At 48.1% G+C, this 23225-nt stretch carries 14 protein-coding genes; 10 read left to right on the top strand and 4 right to left on the bottom strand.

Translation table 11 applies throughout. From position 1 onward, the window contains the following. Positions 1 to 110 precede the first annotated feature (110 nt). Positions 111 to 1208, top strand: coding sequence for an SGNH/GDSL hydrolase family protein (locus I2I11_RS19310; protein WP_196269395.1), 1098 nt, complete (start codon positions 111 to 113; stop codon positions 1206 to 1208). 183 nt (positions 1209 to 1391) lie between these two features. On the opposite strand, the gene I2I11_RS19305 is transcribed toward I2I11_RS19310, so the two are convergent. Then, positions 1392 to 2156 (bottom strand): DeoR/GlpR family DNA-binding transcription regulator, encoded by a 765-nt coding sequence (locus I2I11_RS19305; RefSeq protein ID WP_196269394.1) that lies wholly within the window; start codon positions 2154 to 2156, stop codon positions 1392 to 1394. A gap of 197 nt (positions 2157 to 2353) precedes the next feature. Between I2I11_RS19305 and I2I11_RS19300 the strand changes: the two genes are divergently transcribed. From I2I11_RS19300 to I2I11_RS19265, 8 genes are all read left to right on the top strand, one after another. Then, complete coding sequence (locus I2I11_RS19300) at positions 2354 to 3985, top strand: glycerol-3-phosphate dehydrogenase/oxidase (protein WP_230680450.1); 1632 nt, start codon at positions 2354 to 2356, stop codon at positions 3983 to 3985. Between the two features lie 203 nt (positions 3986 to 4188). Beyond that, entirely contained in the window at positions 4189 to 5673 is a 1485-nt protein-coding gene (gene glpK, locus I2I11_RS19295) for a glycerol kinase GlpK (protein WP_196269393.1), read from the top strand. Between the two features lie 137 nt (positions 5674 to 5810). Continuing rightward, complete coding sequence (locus tag I2I11_RS19290) at positions 5811 to 6542, top strand: MIP/aquaporin family protein (protein WP_196269392.1); 732 nt, start codon at positions 5811 to 5813, stop codon at positions 6540 to 6542. Positions 6543 to 6688: 146 nt separating this feature from the next. Continuing rightward, positions 6689 to 7615 (top strand): glycerophosphodiester phosphodiesterase family protein, encoded by a 927-nt coding sequence (locus I2I11_RS19285; protein ID WP_230680448.1) that lies wholly within the window; start codon positions 6689 to 6691, stop codon positions 7613 to 7615. Positions 7616 to 8028: 413 nt separating this feature from the next. Then, on the top strand, positions 8029 to 11007 hold the full coding sequence (locus I2I11_RS19280) for a SusC/RagA family TonB-linked outer membrane protein (RefSeq protein ID WP_370583020.1): 2979 nt from the start codon (positions 8029 to 8031) through the stop codon (positions 11005 to 11007). Between the two features lie 19 nt (positions 11008 to 11026). Continuing rightward, positions 11027 to 12601, top strand: coding sequence for a RagB/SusD family nutrient uptake outer membrane protein (locus tag I2I11_RS19275; protein WP_196269390.1), 1575 nt, complete (start codon positions 11027 to 11029; stop codon positions 12599 to 12601). A 191-nt stretch (positions 12602 to 12792) separates the two neighbouring features. Further along, on the top strand, positions 12793 to 14211 hold the full coding sequence (locus I2I11_RS19270; protein ID WP_196269389.1) for a calcineurin-like phosphoesterase C-terminal domain-containing protein: 1419 nt from the start codon (positions 12793 to 12795) through the stop codon (positions 14209 to 14211). 177 nt (positions 14212 to 14388) lie between these two features. Next, positions 14389 to 16677, top strand: coding sequence for a TonB-dependent receptor domain-containing protein (locus I2I11_RS19265; RefSeq protein WP_230680446.1), 2289 nt, complete (start codon positions 14389 to 14391; stop codon positions 16675 to 16677). A gap of 1 nt (position 16678) precedes the next feature. Here the strand turns inward: I2I11_RS19265 and I2I11_RS19260 are convergent, their stop codons facing one another. The 3 genes from I2I11_RS19260 to gcvP form a co-directional block, all read right to left on the bottom strand. Then, complete coding sequence (locus tag I2I11_RS19260) at positions 16679 to 17284, bottom strand: DUF4136 domain-containing protein (protein WP_196269388.1); 606 nt, start codon at positions 17282 to 17284, stop codon at positions 16679 to 16681. Positions 17285 to 17492: 208 nt separating this feature from the next. Beyond that, positions 17493 to 17984 carry a DUF4168 domain-containing protein gene (locus I2I11_RS19255; protein WP_196269387.1) on the bottom strand — a complete coding sequence of 164 codons (492 nt, stop codon included), beginning with the start codon at positions 17982 to 17984 and terminating at the stop codon, positions 17493 to 17495. Positions 17985 to 18528: 544 nt separating this feature from the next. Beyond that, the gene (gcvP, locus tag I2I11_RS19250) at positions 18529 to 21447 is read right to left on the bottom strand and encodes an aminomethyl-transferring glycine dehydrogenase (RefSeq protein WP_196269386.1); all 2919 of its coding nucleotides are present in this window, start codon (positions 21445 to 21447) and stop codon (positions 18529 to 18531) included. A 266-nt stretch (positions 21448 to 21713) separates the two neighbouring features. Here gcvP and I2I11_RS19245 point away from each other — a divergent pair, with 266 nt between their 5' ends. After that, positions 21714 to 22958, top strand: a complete 1245-nt coding sequence (locus I2I11_RS19245; RefSeq protein ID WP_196269385.1) for an NAD(P)-dependent oxidoreductase — start codon at positions 21714 to 21716, stop codon at positions 22956 to 22958. The last annotated feature ends 267 nt before the right edge of the window (positions 22959 to 23225 follow it).

The raw sequence follows: 23225 nt of genomic DNA, 5'->3' as shown, positions 1-23225 counted from the left end.
GGATAATTTACTGCTTCGGCTTGCCAGCCAATAATCCGGTTTAATAATAACCGATACCAACCAGAGCATCTATAATCAATGGTTAACCTGCTAATTTTAAAAGAAAGAATATGAAGGCACTCTTTAGGCTGCTAGTGATTACCGCCGGCATATGTGGTATGGCGATGACATCTATTCAGGCACAGAAGCCGGTTTATATTCCGGCTTCAGATTTAACGCTGGTTGGGAAAATAATTTCTACAGAAAATCTTTATCACAGGGTAGATACAGCCGATTTCCCGGCACTGCCTCCGGCGGTGAAGAGACTGCTTACCAATTCTGCCGGGCTGGCAGTTACTTTTAAAACAAACAGTACGGCAATATCCGCCAAATGGTGTACCAGTAGCCGCAAAGCATCGTCCAATATGACAGGTATTGCTTCTGAGGGGCTTGATCTGTATATCAAGAAAAATGGGAAATGGCAGTTTGCAGGCGTCGGTCGTCCCCGTGAAGATTGCACGGAAGCAAGCCTGGTAAAAAACATGGACAACAGCGAAAAAGAATGCCTGCTGTATCTCCCGTTATATGATGAAACTTCTAACCTGGAAATCGGCATTGATCCGGGCGCTTCGATAAAAAAACTGCCAGATCCTTTCCGCAAGCGTATTCTCATCTACGGTTCCAGCATTCTTCAGGGCGCATCCGCAAGCAGGCCCGGAATGGCTTATCCTGCCAGGCTGTCAAGAGCAACCGGGCTGAACTTCCTGAACCTTGGATTAAGCGGCAGCGCCAAAATGGAAAAAGCCGCAGCGGATCTGGTGGCATCCATCCCTGCTGATGCGTACATACTGGACTGTGTTCCGAATTCATCTCCGCAACAAATAAAAGAACGCACCGGCTATTTAGTTTCTACCATAAGGGAAAAACATCCCAAAGCCCCGATTATCGTGATACAAAGCATTATCCGGGAACACAGTTACTGGGATCAGAAAGTAGGAAAAAGAGTTGCGGATCAGAATGCTGCTATTCAGGATCAGTTTCGGTTATTGCAACAGAAAGGCATTAAAGATCTATACTTTATCTCAGCGAAAAACCTGCTTGGTCAGGATCATGAAGGAACAGTGGATGGAACGCATCCTAATGATCTTGGCTTTGACAGAATGCTGCATCAACTGAAACCAGAGATCACGGCTATACTAAAGAAGTACGACATTTCTGCGGATGATTAACGCTAAGTGAAAGGTATAAGGATGAAGGCACTACACAAGACCTTTCTGTTACTTGATAGCGCTATTCTTATATGCAGCCGGTTGATAGATGTACGGCTTGCAAGGAGTTGGTGCGGAACAGAGCATTCCCTGGCAGTTCTAAGTATAAAGTATATAGTATAAATGTGCGTTAAAGTACAGTCGTTATACAATGGTTACTTTTACGCCTATGCCTTCCAATGCTTTTACGTTGTAATCCGACACACCTTTATCGGTGATTATCTGGTCAATGTCTTCAAACCCGCAGATTCTGCCGAATCCTCTTTTTCCGAATTTGGTAGAATCCGCCAACACAATGGTTTTTTGGGAGATCATAATCATCTGGCGGTTAAGGTGCGCCTCCATTACATTCGTGGTCGTTAAACCGAACTCAATATCTATTCCATCTACCCCTAAAAACAGCTTACTACAAGAAAAGTCAGCTAAACTTCTTTCGGCATGAGGCCCGGTAACGGATGACGAACTTTTCCTTAATACGCCCCCTAATTGAAGCACTTCGATTTCCGGATACCGGATCAGTTCCATAGCAACAGGAAGAGCAGAGGTAATAACTGTTAAGTTTTCCTGGGCCTGTATACTTTTAGCCAGCGCCAGCACGGTAGTGCCTGAGGCGATCAGAATAGAATCATTGGGCTGTAACATCTTGGCCGCTGCAGCGCCAATGTGCATCTTTTCTGTAGAATGAATTTTTTCTTTCTCATTAATGGAACGATCTATAGTATAGGGATTATGCAAGGTTGCGCCACCATGCGTCCGAAAAAGCAAACCTTTATCTTCCAGTAGCTTCAAATCCTTTCGTATAGTTACAGACGAAACATCCAGTTCGTTGCATAAATATAGCACATTCACCTGCCCCTCCTGCTGGAGTTTGTTTATAATGTATTGATGCCTCTCAATTGTGTTAATCATAAATGTAATTCAGTAATATTTCTTGTAAAAAAGAGACTTTCGTATTTGCACTTAGTAAAAGTGCAAAGCTAAATGATGATTGTCAATAGGAAATCAGATTTACTTTTCATGCTATAAAAGAAAAAATTTATATGTTTCTTTTTGTTATTATCAATTTTATTATTTTAGTTTATAACAACAAAACGTAAACATGTGTAATGCGCCCGAAGAAAGTAGAAGCAAATAGAAGCTGGTTTGACCGCCAACAGTTTATGCAGGAAGTAGAAGAATCACAATCCATCTGGGATATGATAGTAATTGGCGGCGGCGCTACCGGACTGGGGGTTGCTTTGGATGCGGCTTCAAGGGGTTTTAAAACCCTGTTGCTGGAGCAGTCGGACTTTGCCAAAGGTACTTCCAGCCGGAGCACCAAATTGGTGCATGGAGGCGTACGGTACCTGGCTCAGGGAAATGTCAGCCTTGTGTATGAGGCTTTGCATGAGAGAGGCCTTTTGCTGCAAAATGCGCCACACCTGGTAAAAGTGCAGCCTTTCGTCATTCCCAGTTATACCCGCTGGGACAAGCTGCTTTACGGAGTTGGACTGAAGGTATACGATTGGATGGCTGGCCGTCACAGATTTCAGAAAACAACTTTTCTTTCCAAAAGCGAAGTGGTGAAGTTGCTGCCTACTATTGAGCAAAAAGGGCTGCAGGGCGGAATAGAATACTACGATGGTCAGTTCGATGACGCCAGATTAGCCGTGAACATAGCCCAGACATGCGCCGAACAAGGCGGTGTTGTGCTTAATTATACTAAGGTTCAGGATCTGTTAAAAGATGAGAAAGGAAAAGTAGCCGGGGTAAAGGCCCAGGATTTGGAGAGCGGCCGGGAATACCAGCTACAGGCTAAAGTGGTGGTTAATGCCACAGGCGTATTTGTAGACGAGGTGTTGCAGATGGATTCGCCTGCGCAGGAACCGTTGATACAGCCCAGCCAGGGAGTGCATGTTGTGCTGGACAGTTCTTTTCTGGGAGGAGGTGCTGCCCTGATGATACCCAAAACACCGGACGGGCGGGTGTTGTTTGCCGTTCCATGGCACCAGCATGTCCTGGTCGGAACAACAGATACGCCTCTGAACAGCCACAGCCTGGAACCTACCGCCCTGGAAGAGGAAATTGCTTTTATTCTGGAAACTGCCGGGCGGTATCTGAGCCGAAAACCCACGCGCCTCGATGTGCTGAGTGTTTTTGCCGGACTTCGCCCATTGGCGGCATCAGGAAAGGATACAGGCAGCACGAAGGAGATTTCCCGAAGCCATAAGCTGATGGTAACCTCATCCGGGCTGATCACCATAACAGGAGGCAAATGGACAACTTACCGCAAAATGGCAGAAGACACCGTGGATGAAGCTATCAAAGTAGGGAAGCTGCCCGCCGTGCCCTGCCCTACGGCAGGAATAAAAATACATGGCTATGCAGCGCATGGTAGTACGTCTGATCACCTAAGTATTTATGGAAGCGATGCGCCAGCAATAAGGAGCCTGTTAAACAGTAATCCTGCGTTAGGGGAACGGTTGCACGGGAAATTTCCTGACATTGAAGCCGAGGTGGTATGGGCGGTGCAAAACGAGATGGCCAGAACGGTGGAGGATGTGCTGGCAAGAAGATTACGAATTCTTTTTCTGGATGCCAAAGCTGCTATTGAGATGGCGCCTAAAGTTGCGGTTGTTATGGCGGCGGCACTCGGGTTTGATGAAGTATGGCAAAAAAAGCAGGTAAACGCTTTTACCACCTTAGCGAATCGCTATTTGCTTGCACCCTATGTGCCGGTAACAACAATACATAATTAGGGTCTTTGATTTAGAAGAAACATTGCTCTAAATGGTACAAAGAGTTTGGCCAACAGTGGGCACTTTAAGCTGAATAGTAATTATAACAGGTAGATAGTTATGTTTTTTATTGTTGATGAATGGCACCAAGGACAATCTACACTAGCTATGCCTTGTATTGAGTACAGCAACAAAACGATCTCAAAGCATATAAATTAATATCTATGTCAAAATATATTCTTGCTTTCGATCAGGGGACTACCAGTTCCCGCGCTATTATTTTCGATAAGAAAGGCGCCTTGATCTCAGTTTCTCAGAAAGAGTTCACGCAAATCTATCCAAAGCCTGGCTGGGTAGAACATAACGCCAAGGAAATATGGTCTACGCAGGTAGGAGTGGCTGCGGAAGCCATACTTAAGGCGGGGCTACACGCACAAGACATAGAGGCCATCGGTATAACCAACCAGCGCGAAACCACTGTGGTATGGGACCGGCAGACGGGCGAGGTAATCTATAACGCTATCGTTTGGCAGGATCGCCGCACCGCAGATTACTGCGACAGCCTGAAAGAGCAAGGGCTGGAAGGCATGATTAGAGAAAAAACCGGCTTGGTGATAGACGCCTACTTTTCAGCTACCAAGGTGAGATGGATCCTTAAAAATGTGGCTGGCGCCAGAGAGAAGGCAGAGGCCGGAAAACTGGTTTTCGGCACCATCGACTCCTGGCTCATCTGGAACATGACTGGCGGCAAAGTGCATGTAACGGACGTTACCAATGCCTCCCGCACACTGCTCTTTAATATAAATACTTTGTCGTGGGATGAGGAACTCCTGGAACTGTTTGAAATTCCGGCAAATATGCTGCCCGAGGTAAAATCCTCAAGTGAAATAGTGGGGGAAACCTCCAGTTCCCTTTTTGCAAAGCGGATTCCCATTGCCGGCATTGCCGGTGACCAGCAGGCAGCTTTGTTCGGGCAAATGTGCACCAAACCCGGTATGGTAAAAAACACTTACGGAACCGGGTGCTTCATGCTCATGAACATTGGGGAAAAGCCGATCCTCTCCAGTCATAAACTGGTAACTACCGTTGCTTGGAAGATTAAAGATCAGGTGCATTATGCCCTGGAAGGAAGCATTTTTATAGCTGGCGCCGTGGTGCAGTGGCTGCGGGATGGGTTGGGGGTAATCTCCTCCTCCGCCGATGTCGAGCAACTGGCACAGAAAGTGGAAAGCAGTGACGGCGTTTACCTCGTTCCGGCATTTGCCGGCCTGGGCGCTCCGCACTGGAACCAACACGCCCGCGGCACGATGGTGGGAATGACCCGAGGCACTACTTCTGCCCATATTGCCCGGGCAGCCCTGGAAAGTATTGCCTACCAAACGCTGGAAGTGTTACAGGCAATGGAAGCCGATGCTAAAATCAGGATTAAAGAACTGCGGGTTGATGGCGGCGCCACCGAGAACGACCTGCTGATGCAGTTTCAGGCAGATATTCTGGGAACTCGTGTAGTAAAATCCAGGGTAACGGAGGTAACGGCTATTGGATCGGCCTACCTGGCAGGCCTGGCTACAGGATACTGGGACAGCATAGAGGAAATCCAGCAGCAATGGCAAACCGGTCGCAGTTTTGAACCGGATACTTCATTACAGAAGGATGGCCTGATTGAAGGGTGGCACCGGGCTGTGAGAGCTACTAAAGCCTGGGTATAAGGAATTATGGCTCTCGATGAGGGAGAGTTGTAGCTTCAACAGGAACAGAGACTCGTTGTATGCCTCTTTTACATCTGATTCCCTATTATACATTGTATAACGCGACCCGAATTATTTTATAGTATAACCGATTAAACATGACAGCATTTACGGCCGAACTGATAGGTACTATGTTTTTGATACTGCTAGGCAATGGCGTAGTGGCAAATGTTGTTCTGAAAGGCACGAAAGGACATGATAGCGGTTGGATCGTGATTACCACCGGCTGGGCGCTGTCAGTTTTTGCCGGGGTAGTTATTGCTGCTCCTTATAGTGGCGCCCACTTAAATCCGGCTGTAACGCTGGGTTTGGCCATCGCTGGTAAGTTCGCTTGGGATCAGGTCGGGCTGTTTATTATAGCGCAACTGTTGGGAGCCATGCTGGGTGCCTTTCTGGTCTGGCTGCTCTACAAGCCCCATCTTGATATTACCGACAATCCGCTGTTACAGTTGGCGACGTTCAGCACCGGGCCTGCCATCCGGCACCCTTTCTCGAACTTGTTCAGCGAAATACTGGGCACTTTTGTACTGATATTCGTGATCTTTTATTTTACTGGGCCTGAGATGGGAGATGAAAAAACTCCTATCGGCATGGGGTCGCTGGGCGCTATCCCTGTTGCTTTCCTGGTTTGGGCCATTGGCCTGTCGCTGGGCGGCACCACGGGGTATGCTATTAACCCGGCCCGTGACCTGGGTCCCAGGATTATTCATACGCTTTTGCCCATGAAGAACAAGTGCCACAGCGATTGGAAGTATGCCTGGGTTCCTGTAATAGGCCCTGTTCTGGGTGCTGGCCTGGCGGCGCTTCTGTACTTACTGCTCAAAGCCTGATTTATACTATGGAAAAGCTTTATCCAGCGGAATCGCTTCCATTTAACGCTTTGGCTTTATACCTAACTGTAACATAACAATGCGGTAAAGATGGCTTAAACTGGCTGGTCTACTTTTGCAGCGAGACTAAATAAACTAATTGTACTATGAAGAAGTTTTATTCAGCGAAATCCTTTTTACTGATCTGTTTGGTAGCAGCCTTGTTTTCAGGTTGCAGGGTACAGTCGCCGGCTACGGCGATGAAGGAGCACTTTCCGGATTTCTATAAAGAAGGTCACCGCGGAACCAGGGGGCTGATGCCTGAAAACACGATACCTGCCATGAAAAAGGCCGTGGACGTAGGCGCCAATGTGCTGGAGATGGATGTACAAATCAGCAAAGATGGGCAGGTGATGGTTGCCCACGATCCTTACATAAACCGCAACTTCGCGCTGCTGCCTGACGGCGGGGAAATCCCGGAAGAGGACGCCAGGCGCTACATTCTCCACCAGATGGACTATGCCGACATCCGCAGGTTTGATGTAGGCTCTAAATACTACAGCAGCTTTCCGGAGCAAAAGAAGATGCCGGCTTATATTCCTTTGCTGGGCGAACTGATTGATTCGGTAGAGCAATATACTGCCGCGAAGGGTTTGCCTGATGTTATTTATAACATAGAAATAAAAGCCAACCCTGAGTACGACGGCGTGTATCAGCCTGAACCGCAGGAGCTGATCAGGCTGGTGATGGATGTTGTAAACAAAAAGCAGCTGGATAACAGGTTCTACATCCAGTCATTCGATGTCCGGCAGATACAGGAAGTACACAGGCAATACCCGCAGGTCGTAATCGGTTTTCTAACATCTGATAACAAAGCTTCCTTTGAAGACAACATCCGGAAAATCGGGTTTGCTCCCCAGATTTATAGCCCTGCTTACAAGTTAGCCACAAGTAGTTTGATAGAAAAGTGTCATGAGCAAGGTATAAAGTTCGTCCCCTGGACAGTGAATACGCTGGAAGAAATGAAGGAGCTCAAAGCAATGGGAGTGGACGGCATTATCACCGACTACCCGAATCTGTTTAGCCGGTTATAGCATGCAGAACATAAACCACAGACTTTTATACTTGCTATGCTTTGATAACCAGCAATTTATACTTGATGATGGATTGAGAGTATGTAGTTTTTCTTGTCCGCTTACTTAAGATAACCCTGAAGGTATGCACTCTTTTGAACAGCAACGGCTTTATCATGCTTGTGGCGGCCTGTGTACTCTCTATCTTCTTCACTGCCCTTACCTGGAATAAGGAAAAACGAAACTTACATCAACCTTGCATAACCACTTAAGCCTTACCATACATGAAGAAGTGTTTACTATTTCCCGAAAAATGCAGGTACAGCCTTGGGAAAGGCTTGTTACTCTGCTCATGCCTTATTTTTTCAGGTCCCGGTTTAGTTACCCATACATTGGGCGCCCCTCACCCCGCAGCAGTTCTTCAGAGTGAAAATGTGGCTGTTAAAGGAAAAGTTGTCGACGAGAACGGCGAACCGCTTCCCGGCGCTTCTGTTAGGGTTAAAGACACGAACCAGGCCGTTACAACAGATGCGGATGGTAATTTTACCTTGTCCGGTATAGCGGATAATGCGGTATTGGTGGTTTCCTATCTTGGGTTTATCACGCAGGAAGTTCCTGTTGACAACCAGACAACCCTTCAGATTGTGATGCAGGAAAATACGCAGAGCTTAAATGAAGTGGTTGTTGTCGGTTACGGAACACAGAAAAAGGTAAACCTTACGGGTGCAATAAGTACAGTAGAGATGTCTGAGAAGGAAGGGCAGCCACTTACCAACGTAAGTAATGCGTTGCATGGAACACCCGGCCTGTTTGTTAATCTGGGCAACAGCCAACCCGGTGTCGACCGCTCAACCATCCGCATACGTGGAATGGGAACCTTAAATAATAACAATCCTTTAGTCCTGGTCGACGGTATTGAATACTCCATGGATGAATTAAATCCTGCTGATATTGAAAGTGTATCTGTACTTAAAGATGCATCTGCCGCTATTTATGGATCACGTGCGGCTAATGGAGTTATCCTGGTAACAACAAAAAAGGGCAACGGCAAACCTAAAGTAAACTATAGCTTTTATACAGGTATTCAAAATCCTACGGTTATGCCTGATGCGATCTGGGATCCGATTGCCTATATGCACCTGAAGAACCAGGCGCTGGAAAATATTGGCAAGGTGCATGACTATTCTGATGCGGAAATTGCCGAATATGAGCAGGGAATGAAAACTGATCCGTTTACTTATCCTGCAAGCAACTGGTTTGATATCGCCCTTGACAATGGCACGATACAAAAACATGATATTAGTGTTTCCGGGAGTACTGATAAATACCAATACCGGGTTTCATTGGGTTATTTAGATCGGAAAGGCATTCTCATTGGCCCCAATGATCAGGAAAAGAAATATTCGCTGGGGCTTAATGCCAGCATGAATGTGAGCGAACGGCTAAAAGTAGGCTTAACATTAGATGGCTATTACCGCCACTACAACGAACCTTACTATAACAGTATCTGGAGTTATTTGAGCCGGACATTGCCAATTCTTACCGATACCCTGGCAGACGGACGGTATGGTGATTCCTGGCTGCGTACACCAGGCCGGAACAACTGGGAAAACCCGCGGATGATCCTTGAAACCGGTTACAGCAAAAAGACGGTAAACCGCTTTCTGACTACTGTGTTTGCAGATTATCAGCTGCCTTTTGACATTTCCTATCATGCAAAGTTGGGAGCTGATAAATATGATGGCCTTTTACAGAATTTTACTCCGCAGGTAAAGCATTACAATCCTAAAACAGAGAAGGCAACCAACTGGAACAGCCCATCTACTGCCCCCCGTTCCAGAGCAATTGATTATAATGAGCTGAACCTTCATTTTTACCATACCCTGAACTGGGATAAAACTTTTGCAGAGAAGCATAATGTAAGTATAATGCTCGGAGGCAGCTATGATAATTATGATGATATTTCTTTCTCCAGCGGATCATACGGCTATCTTGATGGAACGCTTACTGCCATAAGTGCAGGTTCTCTTCCTTATGAAGGTTACATCAGCGGCAGTTCTAATGAAGACGTCCTGATATCTTATTTCGGCAGGATAAATTACGACTTTAAAGGAAAATACCTGTTGGAAGGAACATTCCGATATGATGGGTCATCCCGCTTTGCAACAGGAAATCGCTGGGGCTTTTTCCCTGCAGTGTCTGCCGGGTGGCGTATTGATAAAGAACCATTCTTCCACCTGACAAATGTATTTGACCTGCTAAAACTGCGGGCCTCTTATGGCGAGTTGGGAAACCAGGCCGTACCGTTGTATAGCTATGAAAATTCAATTAACCTGGGGCAGGATTATAGTTTTGGCGGCGTATTAGCTTCCGGGGCCGCGGCAACGGCTTACAGCGATCCGAATATTTCCTGGGAAACCACCACTGCCTATGATCTGGGTTTGGATGCCTATCTGCTAAATAACAGGATCAGCTTTAGCGCAGATGTATATAAGAAGTATACAACCGATATTCTTCGTGCCGTCAATATTCCCGATCAGGTTGGCGGGCTTGGCGGGCCGAACAGGAACATCGGGGCCATGCGGAATACGGGTTTTGAGCTCGTTTTAGGCTACCAAAATGATATTGGCGACTTCAGCTACGCTGTTAATGGAAATGTTTCCTATAACAAGAATGAAGTAGTGGATTTAAACGGCGAGATTTTATACGGCTTTGATACCAATCTTTCTACCATCACGCAGGCGGGTTATCCGGTAAATTCATACTTTATATATGATGCTATCGGTATTTTTCAAAGTGCTGATGAAGTAGCAAGCAGCCCTTTTCAAAGTGCTACTACTACAGCAGGCGATTTAAAATACCGTGATGTAAACGGAGATAATAAAATTACGAGTGATGACCGGGTAATTATATCTACCTCAACCCAAATCCCTAAGTATACTTTCGGGTTTGGCCTCGATTTGGGATACAAGGGATTTACCTTAAATGCTTTATTTCAGGGAGTAACCGGATTGAAGGTTTATCCTACAGCAAACCTGGCTTTCCCATTCAACAACGGAGCAAATGCTACCTGGGAATGGGTGACCGATTCCTGGACACCGGAGCGGCCGGATGCCCCGCTTCCACAAGTTACACCAAGCGATGTGGATGACGATAATTATGTAGCTTCTGATTTCTGGCTGCAGGACGGTTCTTATTTAAGGATGAAAAATATCCAGTTAAGCTATGCACTGCCTGCCAAATGGCTGTCTCAGGTAAAAATCAGCGGGGCATCGGTATACCTTAATGCACAAAATATCCTTACCTTCTCTAAGTATGAAGGGTTTGATCCGGAGTCGATCGTTAATGCAAGCACAATATACCATTATCCGATGTTAAAAACTGTTAGTGCAGGTTTCAATGTTACGTTTTAACTTCTTAAGAAAAGGCAATATGAAAAATATAGCAATTATAACCGGGCTGCTTGTCGTGCTCCTGGGTGCGGGCGGCTGTGAAGAAGAGCTGCTGGAAACACAGCCAACTGACAAGTATAATGAAGGGAATTTCTGGGAGTCGGAAGCAGCCGTGGAGGCCGCACTGTCAGGGTGCTACAACCCGCTTACTGCGGATGGCTTGTTTGGCGGCGATGCAACTCCCCTCTGGGAAGAAACCGCAACACCAAATGCCTATAACTACAGCAACGCGATGGGCTTTAATCTGATTGCCGAAGGCCGCCAGCAGTCCAGCAACGGCGGGATCATTGCCCAGCGCTGGCACGACAGCTATGTAGGTATAGGCCGTTGCAACACCTTTCTGGCAAATGTGGACAGGGTTGAGATGAGTGAGGATATTAAAACCAGGATGAAAGGCGAAGCTCATTTTCTACGCGGCCTGTATTATTTTATGCTGGAGAATTATTACGGTGGTGTGCCCCTTATTTTAGATGAGCCTAACCCCGATACGCAATCAGACCTGTCCCGCACACCGCGCGAAGAAGTAGTGGCACAGATTATACAGGATTTAGACAGTGCCGCATTGGTGCTGCCACTAAACTATAGCGGCGGTAATGTAGGACGGGCAACTAAAGGCGCTGCCCTGGCATTAAAAGCGCGGGTTTTGTTATACGAGGCCAGCCCTTTATTTAATCCCTCAAATGATATAACGAAATGGCAAGCTGCGGCCGATGCTGCGAAAGCGGTAATGGACCTGTCTGAAGCCGGCTATGGATTATATGATGATTACCGCGAATTATTTATGCCCCAGAATGAGAATAATAAAGAGGTGATTTTCGACGTACAGTATATCTTCCCAGGGCTTGGTACTTCTTTTGACCTGATTGGGAAGCAGTATAATACCAATGCACCGCTGCTTGGGCTGGCACAGGCTTATGATATGAAAAATGGCCTGCCCGCTTCGGATCCTCTTTCGGGATATAACGAGGAGGAGCCTTATGCCAACCGTGATCCGCGTTTATATGCAACTATCTTTTATCCGGGCGATACATTAATGGAGCAGGTGGTTGACGAAGATCGTTTCGCTGTAACGGGCTTCGGTATGCAAAAATATACGATTTATGACGAGGGTCCTGCACCTGCCGGCATGTCTGACCTTAAATCCGGTCAGTCTGAAACGAATTACATTATTCTGCGCTACGCCGATGTTTTATTGATGTATGCCGAAGCGATGAATGAGTTTTCTGGCCCATCTCCTGCTGTGTATGATGCTCTGAATAAAGTAAGGCAGCGCCCAAGTGTTAATATGCCTGAAATAGTCCCTCCGCATACCCAGGAAGAATTGAGAGAAATTATCCGGCATGAACGCAGGATTGAATTTGCGGGCGAAGGATATTATTATAATGATATCCGCCGCTGGAAAACTGCCGAGGATGTATTAAATGCACCCATATACACCTATAACGGTAGCCAGATTGAAGTGAGAACTTTTAATCCGGCAAGGGATTATCTCTGGCCTATTCCATTAACTGAAACAGATCTGAACCCGAACCTGGAGCAAAATCCTAATTATTAATATTCCAGAGCGCTAAACTCAGGCGGGGAATGCAACCTCGCCTGCACATCGGATTCAGATAAGTATGGATATCCGCTGCCTGATAAATCTATGTATAGGTAGATAAATTAAACGTTGTTCTTCCATTCATTAGCATTCTGAAAGCCCGTGCTTCAGATTTATACATCTTAAACTCTACTTAAATTATACAGATGAAGAGAAGGCCTTTCCTCCAAAGCCTCTTGCTGCTAACGGGAGGCTTGTTACTGCCGGATAACCATGCTACTGCTCAGGCAAATGTAGCTACAACAAAGCTTAAAGGACGCGTAACTGCCCAGGGCAAAGCACTTGCCAATGTAACCGTATCAGACGGGTACAGCGTGGTACAGACGAATGCGAGAGGAAAGTATAAACTTCCTCTCAACAAGCAGGCGAAGTTTGTTTTCCTGTCTACGCCATCGGGGTATGCTTTCCCTGACGAAAAAGGAATAGCCAGGCATTATCATCCTATAACCAAAACCGGCAGGCAGCAGTATAATTTTGAACTGACGGCCTTACAGACAGATGACACAAAGCACAACTTTATTATCTGGGCCGATCCGCAGGTAAAGAATGAAAATGATGTCGAGCAGATGCTTACGCAGTCCGTACCGGATGTACAGCAGCTTGTCCGATCCTTTGGCGCAGGAGCCCTGATTCATGGTGTTACGGTGGGTGATATTGTGTGGGACAATCATTCCCTTTTCGACCGCTACAACCAAGCAGTAGCAGAAATGAACATCCCTTTCTTTCAGGCGCTGGGCAACCACGACATGGATTACAACAAAGGTGGGGATGAGGTTTCGGATGATACCTTTGAAAGCTTGTATGGCCCTACTCATTATTCATTTAACCGCGGCAAAGTGCATTACGTGGTTTTGGATGACGTGCGTTACCTCGGCGAAGACAGGAAGTATGACGGGTATATTGCACAGCAGCAATTAGACTGGCTAAAGCAGGACCTCGCGTATGTTCCCAAAAATAATTTAGTTATTGTGTGCCTGCATATTCCTGTGCATAACGGCGTAAAAAACAATGCAGCGTTATATGCCTTGTTAGAGGGATATAAAGCACATATTATGTCCGGGCACACGCACTACAACCGGAATGTAATTAAAGACGGCATTTATGAGCATAACCACGGCGCCGTTTGCGGCGCCTGGTGGACAGGCCCTATCTGCGGTGACGGTACGCCCAGAGGCTATGGCGTTTACGAAGTAGACGGCACTGACTTAAAATGGTATTACAAACCCACAGGCCTGGATAAAAACTATCAGGTGAGCATCCATGTGGAGCAATTAACGAATCAGAACCGTATGGTGGCTAATGTATGGAACTGGGGCCCGGAATGGAAGGTAGAATGGTGGGCAGATGAAAAATACATGGGCAATCTGCAGAATACAAAGGGTTTTGACCCAGTGGCTGTCGCTTTATACAAAGGAGACAAACTACCCAGGCAACGGGCCTTTGCAGAGCCTAATAAAACAGACCACCTCTTTGTCGCTCACTTTGGCCCGGAGGTAAAGAAGCTGAAAGTGATAGCTACTGACCGCTTTGGCAAGCAATACGAAGAGCAAGCGGACATAGTATAAGTATAGCTCCGGCTTCGCAGAGCTGTGCACGCTGGGAGGTCGGAGCTAACAAAGAAGCTGGATGTTAATGCTTTCGATGCGGACGCCAGGAACATCAGGCAATTTAGCTGCCCAGGTTGGGAAGTATGGCCAACCCTGGCCGCAGGTGTTGCGTTCAGAAAGCGTCGCCCGCTACTTATGAAAACAACACCCTTCTATATCTTCCTGCTTATACTGTTACTGCTGGGGATGCCGCAACTGCTATTGGCACAAATTACCGTAAAAGGTGAGGTGCTAAATGCCCGTAACCAGCAGCCGCTGGAAGGCGCTTCGGTAACGGCAAACACCGGCGCACAGGTGCTCACAGCCCCAGATGGTGGTTATACTATCACAGTGCCGGAAAACACTGCTTTTCTGCTGATATCATACCTGGGGTTTGCGCCAGATACGATTACCGACCTCAGGCAACAGGGGCTGCAGCAAACTTTGCTCCGGCCACAGGCGGCAACCTTGCAGGAGGTAAAAGTACAGGGCTACGAAACCAACCGGCCACTGCTGCAAACAGCCGGCGCTATCAGCGTAATCGGCAGCGAAGTGCTGAACAGGTTTAACGAAAGCTCTATCGTGCGGGCCGTCAACACGGTACCGGGTGTGCGCATGGACGAACGAGCCCCCGCCAGCTATCGCCTTTCTATCCGCGGCAGCACGCTCCGATCGCCCTACGGCATCCGCAACATCAAGCTATACTTCAACGGCATTCCGCTCACAGAAGCCAACGGCACTACGGCGCTCAACCTGCTGGATGCCGCCAACATCGGCAATATCGAAATCCTGAAAGGTCCCACGGCCAGCGTGTATGGCGCAGGCACGGGCGGAACGATTCTGCTGGAACCAAAGCGTGCGACGGACGGGCAAGAGCTACAGGTAAATGCAACTACCGGCTCTTACGGATTCCGGCACTATGTGGCTTCCTATAGCTCCGGCTCCGACAAAGCGAACCTGCTGGTGCAGTACACGCGGCAGCAGTACGATGGCTACCGGGAGCAGTCGGCGGTGGACCGGCAGGTGCTGCTGCTGTCTTCTGAGTTTTATACTTCGGAGAAAAGAACAATTGCCGCCAACTTCATCTACTCCGATTTATACTATGAGTTGCCGGGCGGCCTCACGCAGGAGCAATACGTGCAGAACCCGCGGCAGGCAAGGGGCGGTTTGTTTGGCAGCGTTGCGCAGCATGCCTCTATCCGGCAGGATGGCATTAACATCGGCCTGAAGCAGGAATACAGGTTTAACAATAGCTGGCAAAATACAACATCGCTGTATGGTTTGCACCGCTTCAAAGACAATCCTTTTAACACTGATTACGAGCGGAACACTAATCAGGAACTGGGCGGGCGCAGCAGCTTGGTGTATAACAGCCATATCGGAAGTATGGCCGCTACCTATACTTTCGGCGGAGAGTTTCAGCGGGGTTTCCAGACAGCGCGCACCTATGATAACAAGGGCGGCACGCCCGACAGCCTCCGCACCGACGATGAGGTGATTTCGAAAGCGGGCTTTGTGTTTGCACAGGCAGAGGTAGAACTTCCCGCTGGCATTATCGCCACAGCCGCGCTTAGCTTGAACGATGCACAGTATAAAATTACGCGGCTGCGGCAGGCTGCCAGCGGCGGACAGTATGAATACACCCGTGATTTTAAAACGGTGCTCTCGCCCCGCCTCGCGCTGCTTAAGCGCATTACCCGCCAGATTTCAGTACATGCCAGCGTAAGTTCCGGTTTTTCGCCACCTACCGAGGAAGAAATTCTGCCTTCTGATGGTAGCCTGAACACCGCATTGGAGGCCGAGAAAGGTACTAATTATGAAGCCGGCATCCGTGGTTTTGCCGGGCATGGCAAACTTAGCTTTGATGTGGTAGGATTTTATTTCCGGCTGAAGGAAACGATTGTGAGCCGCCAGGATGTATCGGGCGTGGCCGTGTTCCGGAATGTGGGCGCTACCAGCCAGGCAGGCCTCGAAACCAGCCTCGGCTATACCTTTATAAATGATCCGGCACTGCCAATAAACCTGCTGAAAGTATGGGGCAGTTATACTTACAGCCACTTCCGTTTTAAAGATTATCAGAAAGACGATACCGATTTATCAGGAAATAAACTGACCGGTGTAGCGCCAAACACTGCTACGCTTGCATTGGATGCTGCAACCAAGCCTGGGTTATACTTAAACCTGACCGCCAGTTATGCAGATGAGATTCCGCTGACGGACGAGAACACCGTTTTTGCTGACAGCTACCTGGTAATGGGAGTCCGCGCCGGCTGGCGGAAACAACTGCCAAAGCAACTGGTGCTGGAAATATTTGGCGGTGTGGATAATCTGACGGATGAGAAGTATAGCCTGGGCAATGACCTGAATGCCTTTGGCGGCCGTTACTACCAGCCCGCCCCCAACCGCAACTACTACGGCGGTCTTTCTCTGAAGTATAAGCTATAATTTAGTAAACCGAATCTGGTACAGGCGGGTATTGCGACATGATATTGGCCACAATTACGTTTATGCGTGTCTCCTCGATTTGGGTAGGGTTTAAGTTTGCTGTCGCTGCGCTACGCCATACCAGTTCGTTGGTGCTGGCATCTATCAAATCAATTACAAGGGTGCCGGGGCTATACTTGTCTATGGATTTATAGTCCGGAATATCCGAGAAGTCGTAGCGGTAACGATAGCCGTACCAATAGCTGTAGCCATACGCAAAGCCAGGACCCACATCGTCGCCTATCGCAGCAGGTGCCAGTTTCGGATCAACGGCAATATCATAGGCAACCAGCAAACCGGGGTTGCTGATAGCAGGCGTAATACCTTCTTTTACCAACTCGCTGGCGATGGCTTCTTTGATGCGCATATCCAGCAAGGGGTTGAAGTTGGGACCGACGCCTACGGGTTGCCGGGGCACTTCGGCCTGGTACCAGGCAAAAGTCTGGTAATGTTTAAATTGTATGTCGGGATCGTAAGCGCTCTGCACATCAATGATGCGGGCGCAACCGCCAAAGAGCAGCAGGCTTAATAGTAGCAGGGTTGGTAAAGTATAGCGGGATAGCGGCATGTGGCTTTTGTTGTGTTAAATCGTTTAGCTACGTATACGGCACAACAACCGGCCAGGGGTATAAGTATAAAAGGGTTCTTGTTCTGGGTGCGCACTGTAAGGTTAAGGAGCGGCAGCAGAATAATAGCTAGAATAGGGCGGATTTAAAAGCAAAGGCTCCGGGAAAATTACCCGGAGCCTTTGCTTTTTTGGATGAAGGGAGTTGTTGTTACTGGTTCACCAGTTTTGCTATCTTAGCCTGAACAGCAGCATTGTTCTCATAGGCCTGCATAATTTTTTTATACTTGTCTGCTGTCAGGCCTGTTTTTTCTATGGCCTGCTTTACTTTTTCCTTTGTCTCGGGTTGCAGTTTAGCGACGCTCTGCGCAGCCTCACTGAAGGCGGAAATCTCTTCCGGGTTAGCGGCTACTTCTTCCAGCTTTTGCTGCCGGTGGGCTTTCACTAACTCATTAAACCTATCCAGCGTTAAATTCTGCTCTTCAATGGCGGCTACCACAGCCTGCCGGTTTGCTTGCTGTATTTCAGTAACCTCAGTGTTTGCCTCAATAAACTTCTTCAGTTCATCGTCAGAAAATTTACTCGAGGTCTGCTGGCTTCCTGTTGGAGAGGCTGACGCCTGCTGAGCGTAAGCCGCAGGTACATAAGACATGGATGCCACAATGAATGCAGCTGCAATAGTCCCTTTCTTTATTAGTCCCATAGTTTGGTTTTAGGATTGGGTTAAAAGATAAATTTAAAAGATGGGGTCGCCCGCTTTCCGGTACCATAAGCCATGGAAAGTATAAGTTGCTGAAAGTGATTGAATAGCAAATCCTGTCGGGTTACCCGCACTTATCTAAAAGTAGCCAATTATCAAGCCAAAACCAAAAAACTGTTGCTTAATCGAGATTAATAAGATTAGTTATAACATATATTCGTGTAGTTCAGGTTACTTTCTTATTCCCATTGCGATTTTCAAGTTAAGTATAGGAGGTAAAATCCATCAGGTATACCGAAACACAACAAGTGCCGGACTGCTGCTTTTTAAGCTGGTGCCGTACAATACTAAGTATAAAGACAAAAGAAAGTATGACAAAGGACGAAAGACCTAAAGTATGGGATGCCTTATGAACCAGATAGTTATACTTGCTTTTGCCTTTTTATACTTATACTTAATTCTGTCTACTTAGCATTTCCAGAATGTATACTTTTTATTTATACTTCTGGCATCCTGTAAGTCATGTAAATCACGATTAATCAAAGGTTTATCCTACCGCTACCATTTCATTGCCATTCTCATTATAAGCTTCTGTAGGCGCGCAGGAGCAAATTAGGTTGCGGTCGCCGTAAGCGCTGTCGATGCGACTCACGGTTGGCCATACTTTGTTGTCGCGCAGGTAGCTCATCGGGAACGCGGCTTTTTCACGGCTGTAGGGCCTGTTCCAATCTGCCACTATTACGGCTTTCTGTGTATGCGGCGCGTTCTTCAGCACATTGTTTTTCTGATCTGCCTTGCCTTCTTCCACCTCACGTATTTCTTCGCGAATAGAAATCATCACATCGCAGAACCTGTCCAGTTCTTCCTGTGCTTCTGATTCTGTAGGCTCTACCATCAGCGTGCCTGCCACCGGGAATGATACTGTTGGTGCATGGAAGCCATAGTCCATCAGGCGCTTGGCGATGTCCTCAACCTCTATACCTGCTTTCTTAAAGCCGCGGCAGTCCAGGATCATCTCGTGGGCACAACGGCCGTTTTTACCAACATACAATACCGGGTAATGCTGCTCCAGCCGCGATTTAATATAGTTGGCGTTCAGAATCGCCACTTTGGTCGCTTCCGTCAAACCCTCACCACCCATCATCGCAATATAAGCATACGAAATAGGCAGGATAGAAGCAGAACCCCAGGGAGCCGCGGAAATAGCATGTATGGCTTTGTCACCGCCGGTTTTCACCACGGCGTGGCCAGGCAGGAAGGGTGCGAGATCCTTCACCACCCCAATAGGGCCCACGCCGGGACCGCCGCCGCCATGCGGAATGCAGAAGGTTTTATGCAGGTTCAGGTGGCAAACGTCTGCGCCAATGTTGGCCGGAGAAGTAAGTCCCACCTGGGCGTTCATGTTGGCGCCGTCCATGTATACGCGGCCGCCGTTTTCATGTATAAGCTGACAGATTTCGATGATGCTCTCCTCATATACGCCGTGCGTAGACGGGTAAGTTACCATCAGGCACGACAGGTTATCTTTGTACTGCTCCGCTTTGGCGCGCAGGTCGGCTACATCAATGTTTCCTTTTTCATCGCACTTCACAATCACCACTTTCATACCTGCCATCACGGCCGATGCCGGGTTGGTGCCATGCGCCGAAGACGGAATCAGGGCAATGTTGCGGTGTCCTTCGCCGCGCGACTCGTGGTAAGCACGGATCACCATCAGGCCGGCATACTCGCCCTGCGCACCGGAATTTGGTTGCAGCGACATGGCATCAAAGCCCGTTATCTCGCACAGCCAGCTTTCCAGGTCAGCAAAAATCTGCTGATAGCCTTGTGTCTGATCCGCAGGAGCAAAAGGATGCAGCTGCCCGATTTCAGGCCAGGTTACCGGAATCATCTCGGCTGTGGCGTTCAGCTTCATGGTGCAGGAGCCAAGCGGTATCATAGAGTGCACCAGGGAAATATCCTTGTTCTCGAGGTGCTTCATGTAGCGCAGAATCTCGAGTTCGGAGTGATGCTGGTTAAACACCTCGTGCTGTAAGTATAGGCTCTGGCGGATCAGGTTGTCAGCCCATGTTATTTCCGTTTCTTCCGGAAGCTCGTTTATACTTAATACATCGGCTGATTTGCCTGCTACTTTCGCGAACACGGCCAGTATATTTTTCACATCCTGCAGCTCAGTATTCTGGTTCAGGGAGATGCCAATGCTGGTGCCGTTAAAATAGCGGAAATTGATGCCGGCAGCTTCTGCCTCTGTCCGGATGGCCTGCTGCATGTCAGTGCTTTCCACCACCACTTTCAGCGTATCAAAATACTGCTCGTTCTGCTGCGCAAAGCCAAGCGCCTGCAGGCCCTTGTTCAACTGTTGCGCCAGCGCATGTGTATTCAGGCCGATATACTTCAGGCGGCGCGGGCCGTGGTAAACCGCGTACATACCTGCCATTACCGCCAGTAAAACCTGCGCTGTACAAATGTTAGAAGTAGCTTTTTCGCGGCGGATGTGCTGCTCACGCGTTTGCAGGGCCATACGGTAAGCGCGGTTTCCTGCAGCATCCACAGAAATACCAATGATGCGGCCCGGAATCACACGCTTGAAAGCATCTTTTGTAGCAAAGTAACCCGCATGCGGGCCACCAAAGCCCATCGGCACGCCAAAGCGCTGCGTAGTGCCTACCACGGCATCAGCGCCCATCTCGCCCGGAGGCGTTAGCAAAGTAAGCGACAAAATATCAGCAGCCACAGCCACAAACATATCGTTAGCATGCGCTTTGCTGATAAAATCGGTATAGTCGAAAATGGCGCCATCGGCAGCCGGATACTGTACAATAGCACCAAACAGCGTTTCGTCTTCCAGGTTCGCCTCGCGGTGATCGCCGACAACCAACTCAATGCCTATGGGTGTGGCGCGGGTTTTCAGGATATCGATGGTTTGGGGCAGCAGCTGTTCCGACACAAAAAAGCGGGTTGCATTTTTGCGGGCACCTTTGCGCTGGTTCCAGAACATAGCCATGGCCTCCGCAGCAGCGGTACCTTCGTCCAGCAATGATGCGTTGGCTATTTCCATACCTGTCAGATCCATCACCATGGTCTGGTAATTGATCAGCGCCTCCAGGCGGCCCTGCGCAATTTCAGCCTGGTAAGGAGTATAAGCAGTATACCAGCCCGGGTTTTCCATAATGTTCCGCAGTATAACCGGCGGCAGAATGGTGTCGTTATAGCCAAGCCCAATGTACGATTTGTATACTTTGTTCTGCCTGGCTATCTGCCCAAACTTGTTCAGGAAATCTTTTTCGGAAAGAGCCTCGGGCAGGTTCAGTGGTTTTTTTAGCCGGATGGCGGCCGGTACGGTTTCTTCAATTAATTGGTCCAGCGAGGCTGCCCCGATGGTTTTCAGCATATCCTGCATCTGCTCTTTGTCGGGGCCATTGTGGCGCTCCTTGAACATGTCGGCAGGTTTGGTTTTAAAAATCATAACAACGATGTATGGATAGGAAATTTTTAGCGTTTATGTGCATCTGGAACCAGTGCAATACTGCCGTGCTCCATAATTCTGCAAAAGTAAGCGTAAATCTTTATTATATTGAGGCTTGGATTTAAATAGTTAAGGTTTAGCCGCCTATACTTACAGGAGAGCTTATACTATAAATAGTAATAGCGCGCTTTGCTGCTGGACCCCCTTTATATCTGACATTTATACGTAACAAATCTGTTTGTCTAACAATTCAAGAAAAGGCCCGGATGCACAAACTTAAAATCGGAATCATCAAGGAAGGAAAAACGCCTGTGGATAAACGGGTGCCGCTTACGCCCAAAAAATGCGTGGAGGCACTACAGGCCTTTCCGGAACTGGAACTGGCGGTGCAACCAAGCGATATCCGCTGTTTTTCTGATGCCGAGTATGCCGAACTGCACATTCCGCTGCAGCCAGACCTTGGCGATTGCGATATATTGATGGGCGTGAAGGAGGTGCCGGTAGAGCAGCTCATCCCGGATAAAACGTATTTCTTCTTTTCTCATACTATAAAAAAGCAGCCGCATAATGCTAAGCTGCTCCGCGCTATACTTGACAAGCGCATCACTTTGATAGATTATGAAACCCTGACTACGCCACAGGGCCAGCGGGTAGTAGCTTTTGGCCGCTATGCCGGCATTGTGGGCGCTTACAACGGTATCCTGACCTATGGCAAAAAGCATGGCCTGTTCGATTTGAAGCCGGCTTACCTGTGCCACGAGATGGAAGACATGCAGGAAGAGTATTTTAAGGTAAAGCTGCCGCCCATTAAAATTGCTGTTACAGGCGGAGGGCGTGTAGCCAATGGCGCAATGGAGGTGCTCGACAAAATGGGAATCAGGAAAGTGAGCGTGTTCGATTACCTCTACAAGCAGTTTACCGAACCGGTGTATGCCCAATTGCACTCCGGCGATTACAACACCCGCCCCGATGTAGAAGTATGGGACTCGCCGGATTTTTACACCCATCCACACTTATATAAGAGTACCTTCCGCAAATTTACCCGCGTGACAGATCTATTACTGGCCTGTGCCTACTGGCACCCAAGTGCGCCTCAATTATTTACCGAAGCGGAAACCCTGGCGCCGGATTTCAAAATAAACACCATTGCCGATATTACCTGCGATATTTGTGGTTCCATACCTGTTACCAAGCGATCCGCTACTATTACGGAGCCAGCTTATGACTACAACCCACACACTGGAAAATTAGAGCCAGCCTACAGCCGCCAGGGCAACATCACAGTAATGGCAGTTGATAACCTGCCCTGCGAGCTGCCACGCAATGCCTCCCGCGACTTTGGCCGCCACCTGATAGACAATGTGCTACCGCATCTATTTAACGGAGATGCAGAGGGCGTGCTGGAAAGAGGTACCATTGCGAAGGGCGGCAGTTTAACTCCGCGCTATAGTTACTTGCAGGAGTATGCAGATAGTGCTGCAAGAAATAAAGAGAAGAGTGAGACAGCTTAGGGTATGCCTAAAAGAAGTTTAGCAACAGGAACGAAAGGTCTTTTGGGATAGTTTATTTCGAAGAGCATGCGGGGGCTTGGCCAGGTTGGTGTCTGATTGTGCGGGGATGTATAAATATTTTCCTGTTGAGCTTCATGTTGTTAGCTGGTTGCGGGGGTTAATTCTGGTTTCTTGTCTTGCCCTCCGACAAATAAGTGTTACTTTTGCATTCCGGTTCAGCAGGGGCGGGGTTTAGCGGGATAGCGGGCAGAGAGGGAAAAAATAAAT

It is taken from the genome of Pontibacter rufus (genome assembly GCF_015694705.1).
In the GTDB taxonomy this organism is placed as follows: Bacteria; Bacteroidota; Bacteroidia; order Cytophagales; family Hymenobacteraceae; genus Pontibacter; species Pontibacter rufus.
Note: the sequence above shows the minus strand (reverse complement) of the source record. Positions and strands in the feature narration are given on the sequence as shown.

Bases quoted from the DNA above. Each gene is read 5' to 3' on its own strand.
- I2I11_RS19310 (WP_196269395.1), top strand. From the start codon at position 111: ATGAAGGCACTCTTTAGGCTGCTAGTGATTACCGCCGGCATATGTGGT.
- I2I11_RS19305 (WP_196269394.1), bottom strand. From the start codon at position 2,156: ATGATTAACACAATTGAGAGGCATCAATACATTATAAACAAACTCCAG.
- I2I11_RS19300 (WP_230680450.1), top strand. From the start codon at position 2,354: ATGCGCCCGAAGAAAGTAGAAGCAAATAGAAGCTGGTTTGACCGCCAA.
- glpK (WP_196269393.1), top strand. From the start codon at position 4,189: ATGTCAAAATATATTCTTGCTTTCGATCAGGGGACTACCAGTTCCCGC.
- I2I11_RS19290 (WP_196269392.1), top strand. From the start codon at position 5,811: ATGACAGCATTTACGGCCGAACTGATAGGTACTATGTTTTTGATACTG.
- I2I11_RS19285 (WP_230680448.1), top strand. From the start codon at position 6,689: ATGAAGAAGTTTTATTCAGCGAAATCCTTTTTACTGATCTGTTTGGTA.
- I2I11_RS19275 (WP_196269390.1), top strand. From the start codon at position 11,027: ATGAAAAATATAGCAATTATAACCGGGCTGCTTGTCGTGCTCCTGGGT.
- I2I11_RS19270 (WP_196269389.1), top strand. From the start codon at position 12,793: ATGAAGAGAAGGCCTTTCCTCCAAAGCCTCTTGCTGCTAACGGGAGGC.
- I2I11_RS19265 (WP_230680446.1), top strand. From the start codon at position 14,389: ATGAAAACAACACCCTTCTATATCTTCCTGCTTATACTGTTACTGCTG.
- I2I11_RS19260 (WP_196269388.1), bottom strand. From the start codon at position 17,284: ATGCCGCTATCCCGCTATACTTTACCAACCCTGCTACTATTAAGCCTG.
- I2I11_RS19255 (WP_196269387.1), bottom strand. From the start codon at position 17,984: ATGGGACTAATAAAGAAAGGGACTATTGCAGCTGCATTCATTGTGGCA.
- gcvP (WP_196269386.1), bottom strand. From the start codon at position 21,447: ATGATTTTTAAAACCAAACCTGCCGACATGTTCAAGGAGCGCCACAAT.
- I2I11_RS19245 (WP_196269385.1), top strand. From the start codon at position 21,714: ATGCACAAACTTAAAATCGGAATCATCAAGGAAGGAAAAACGCCTGTG.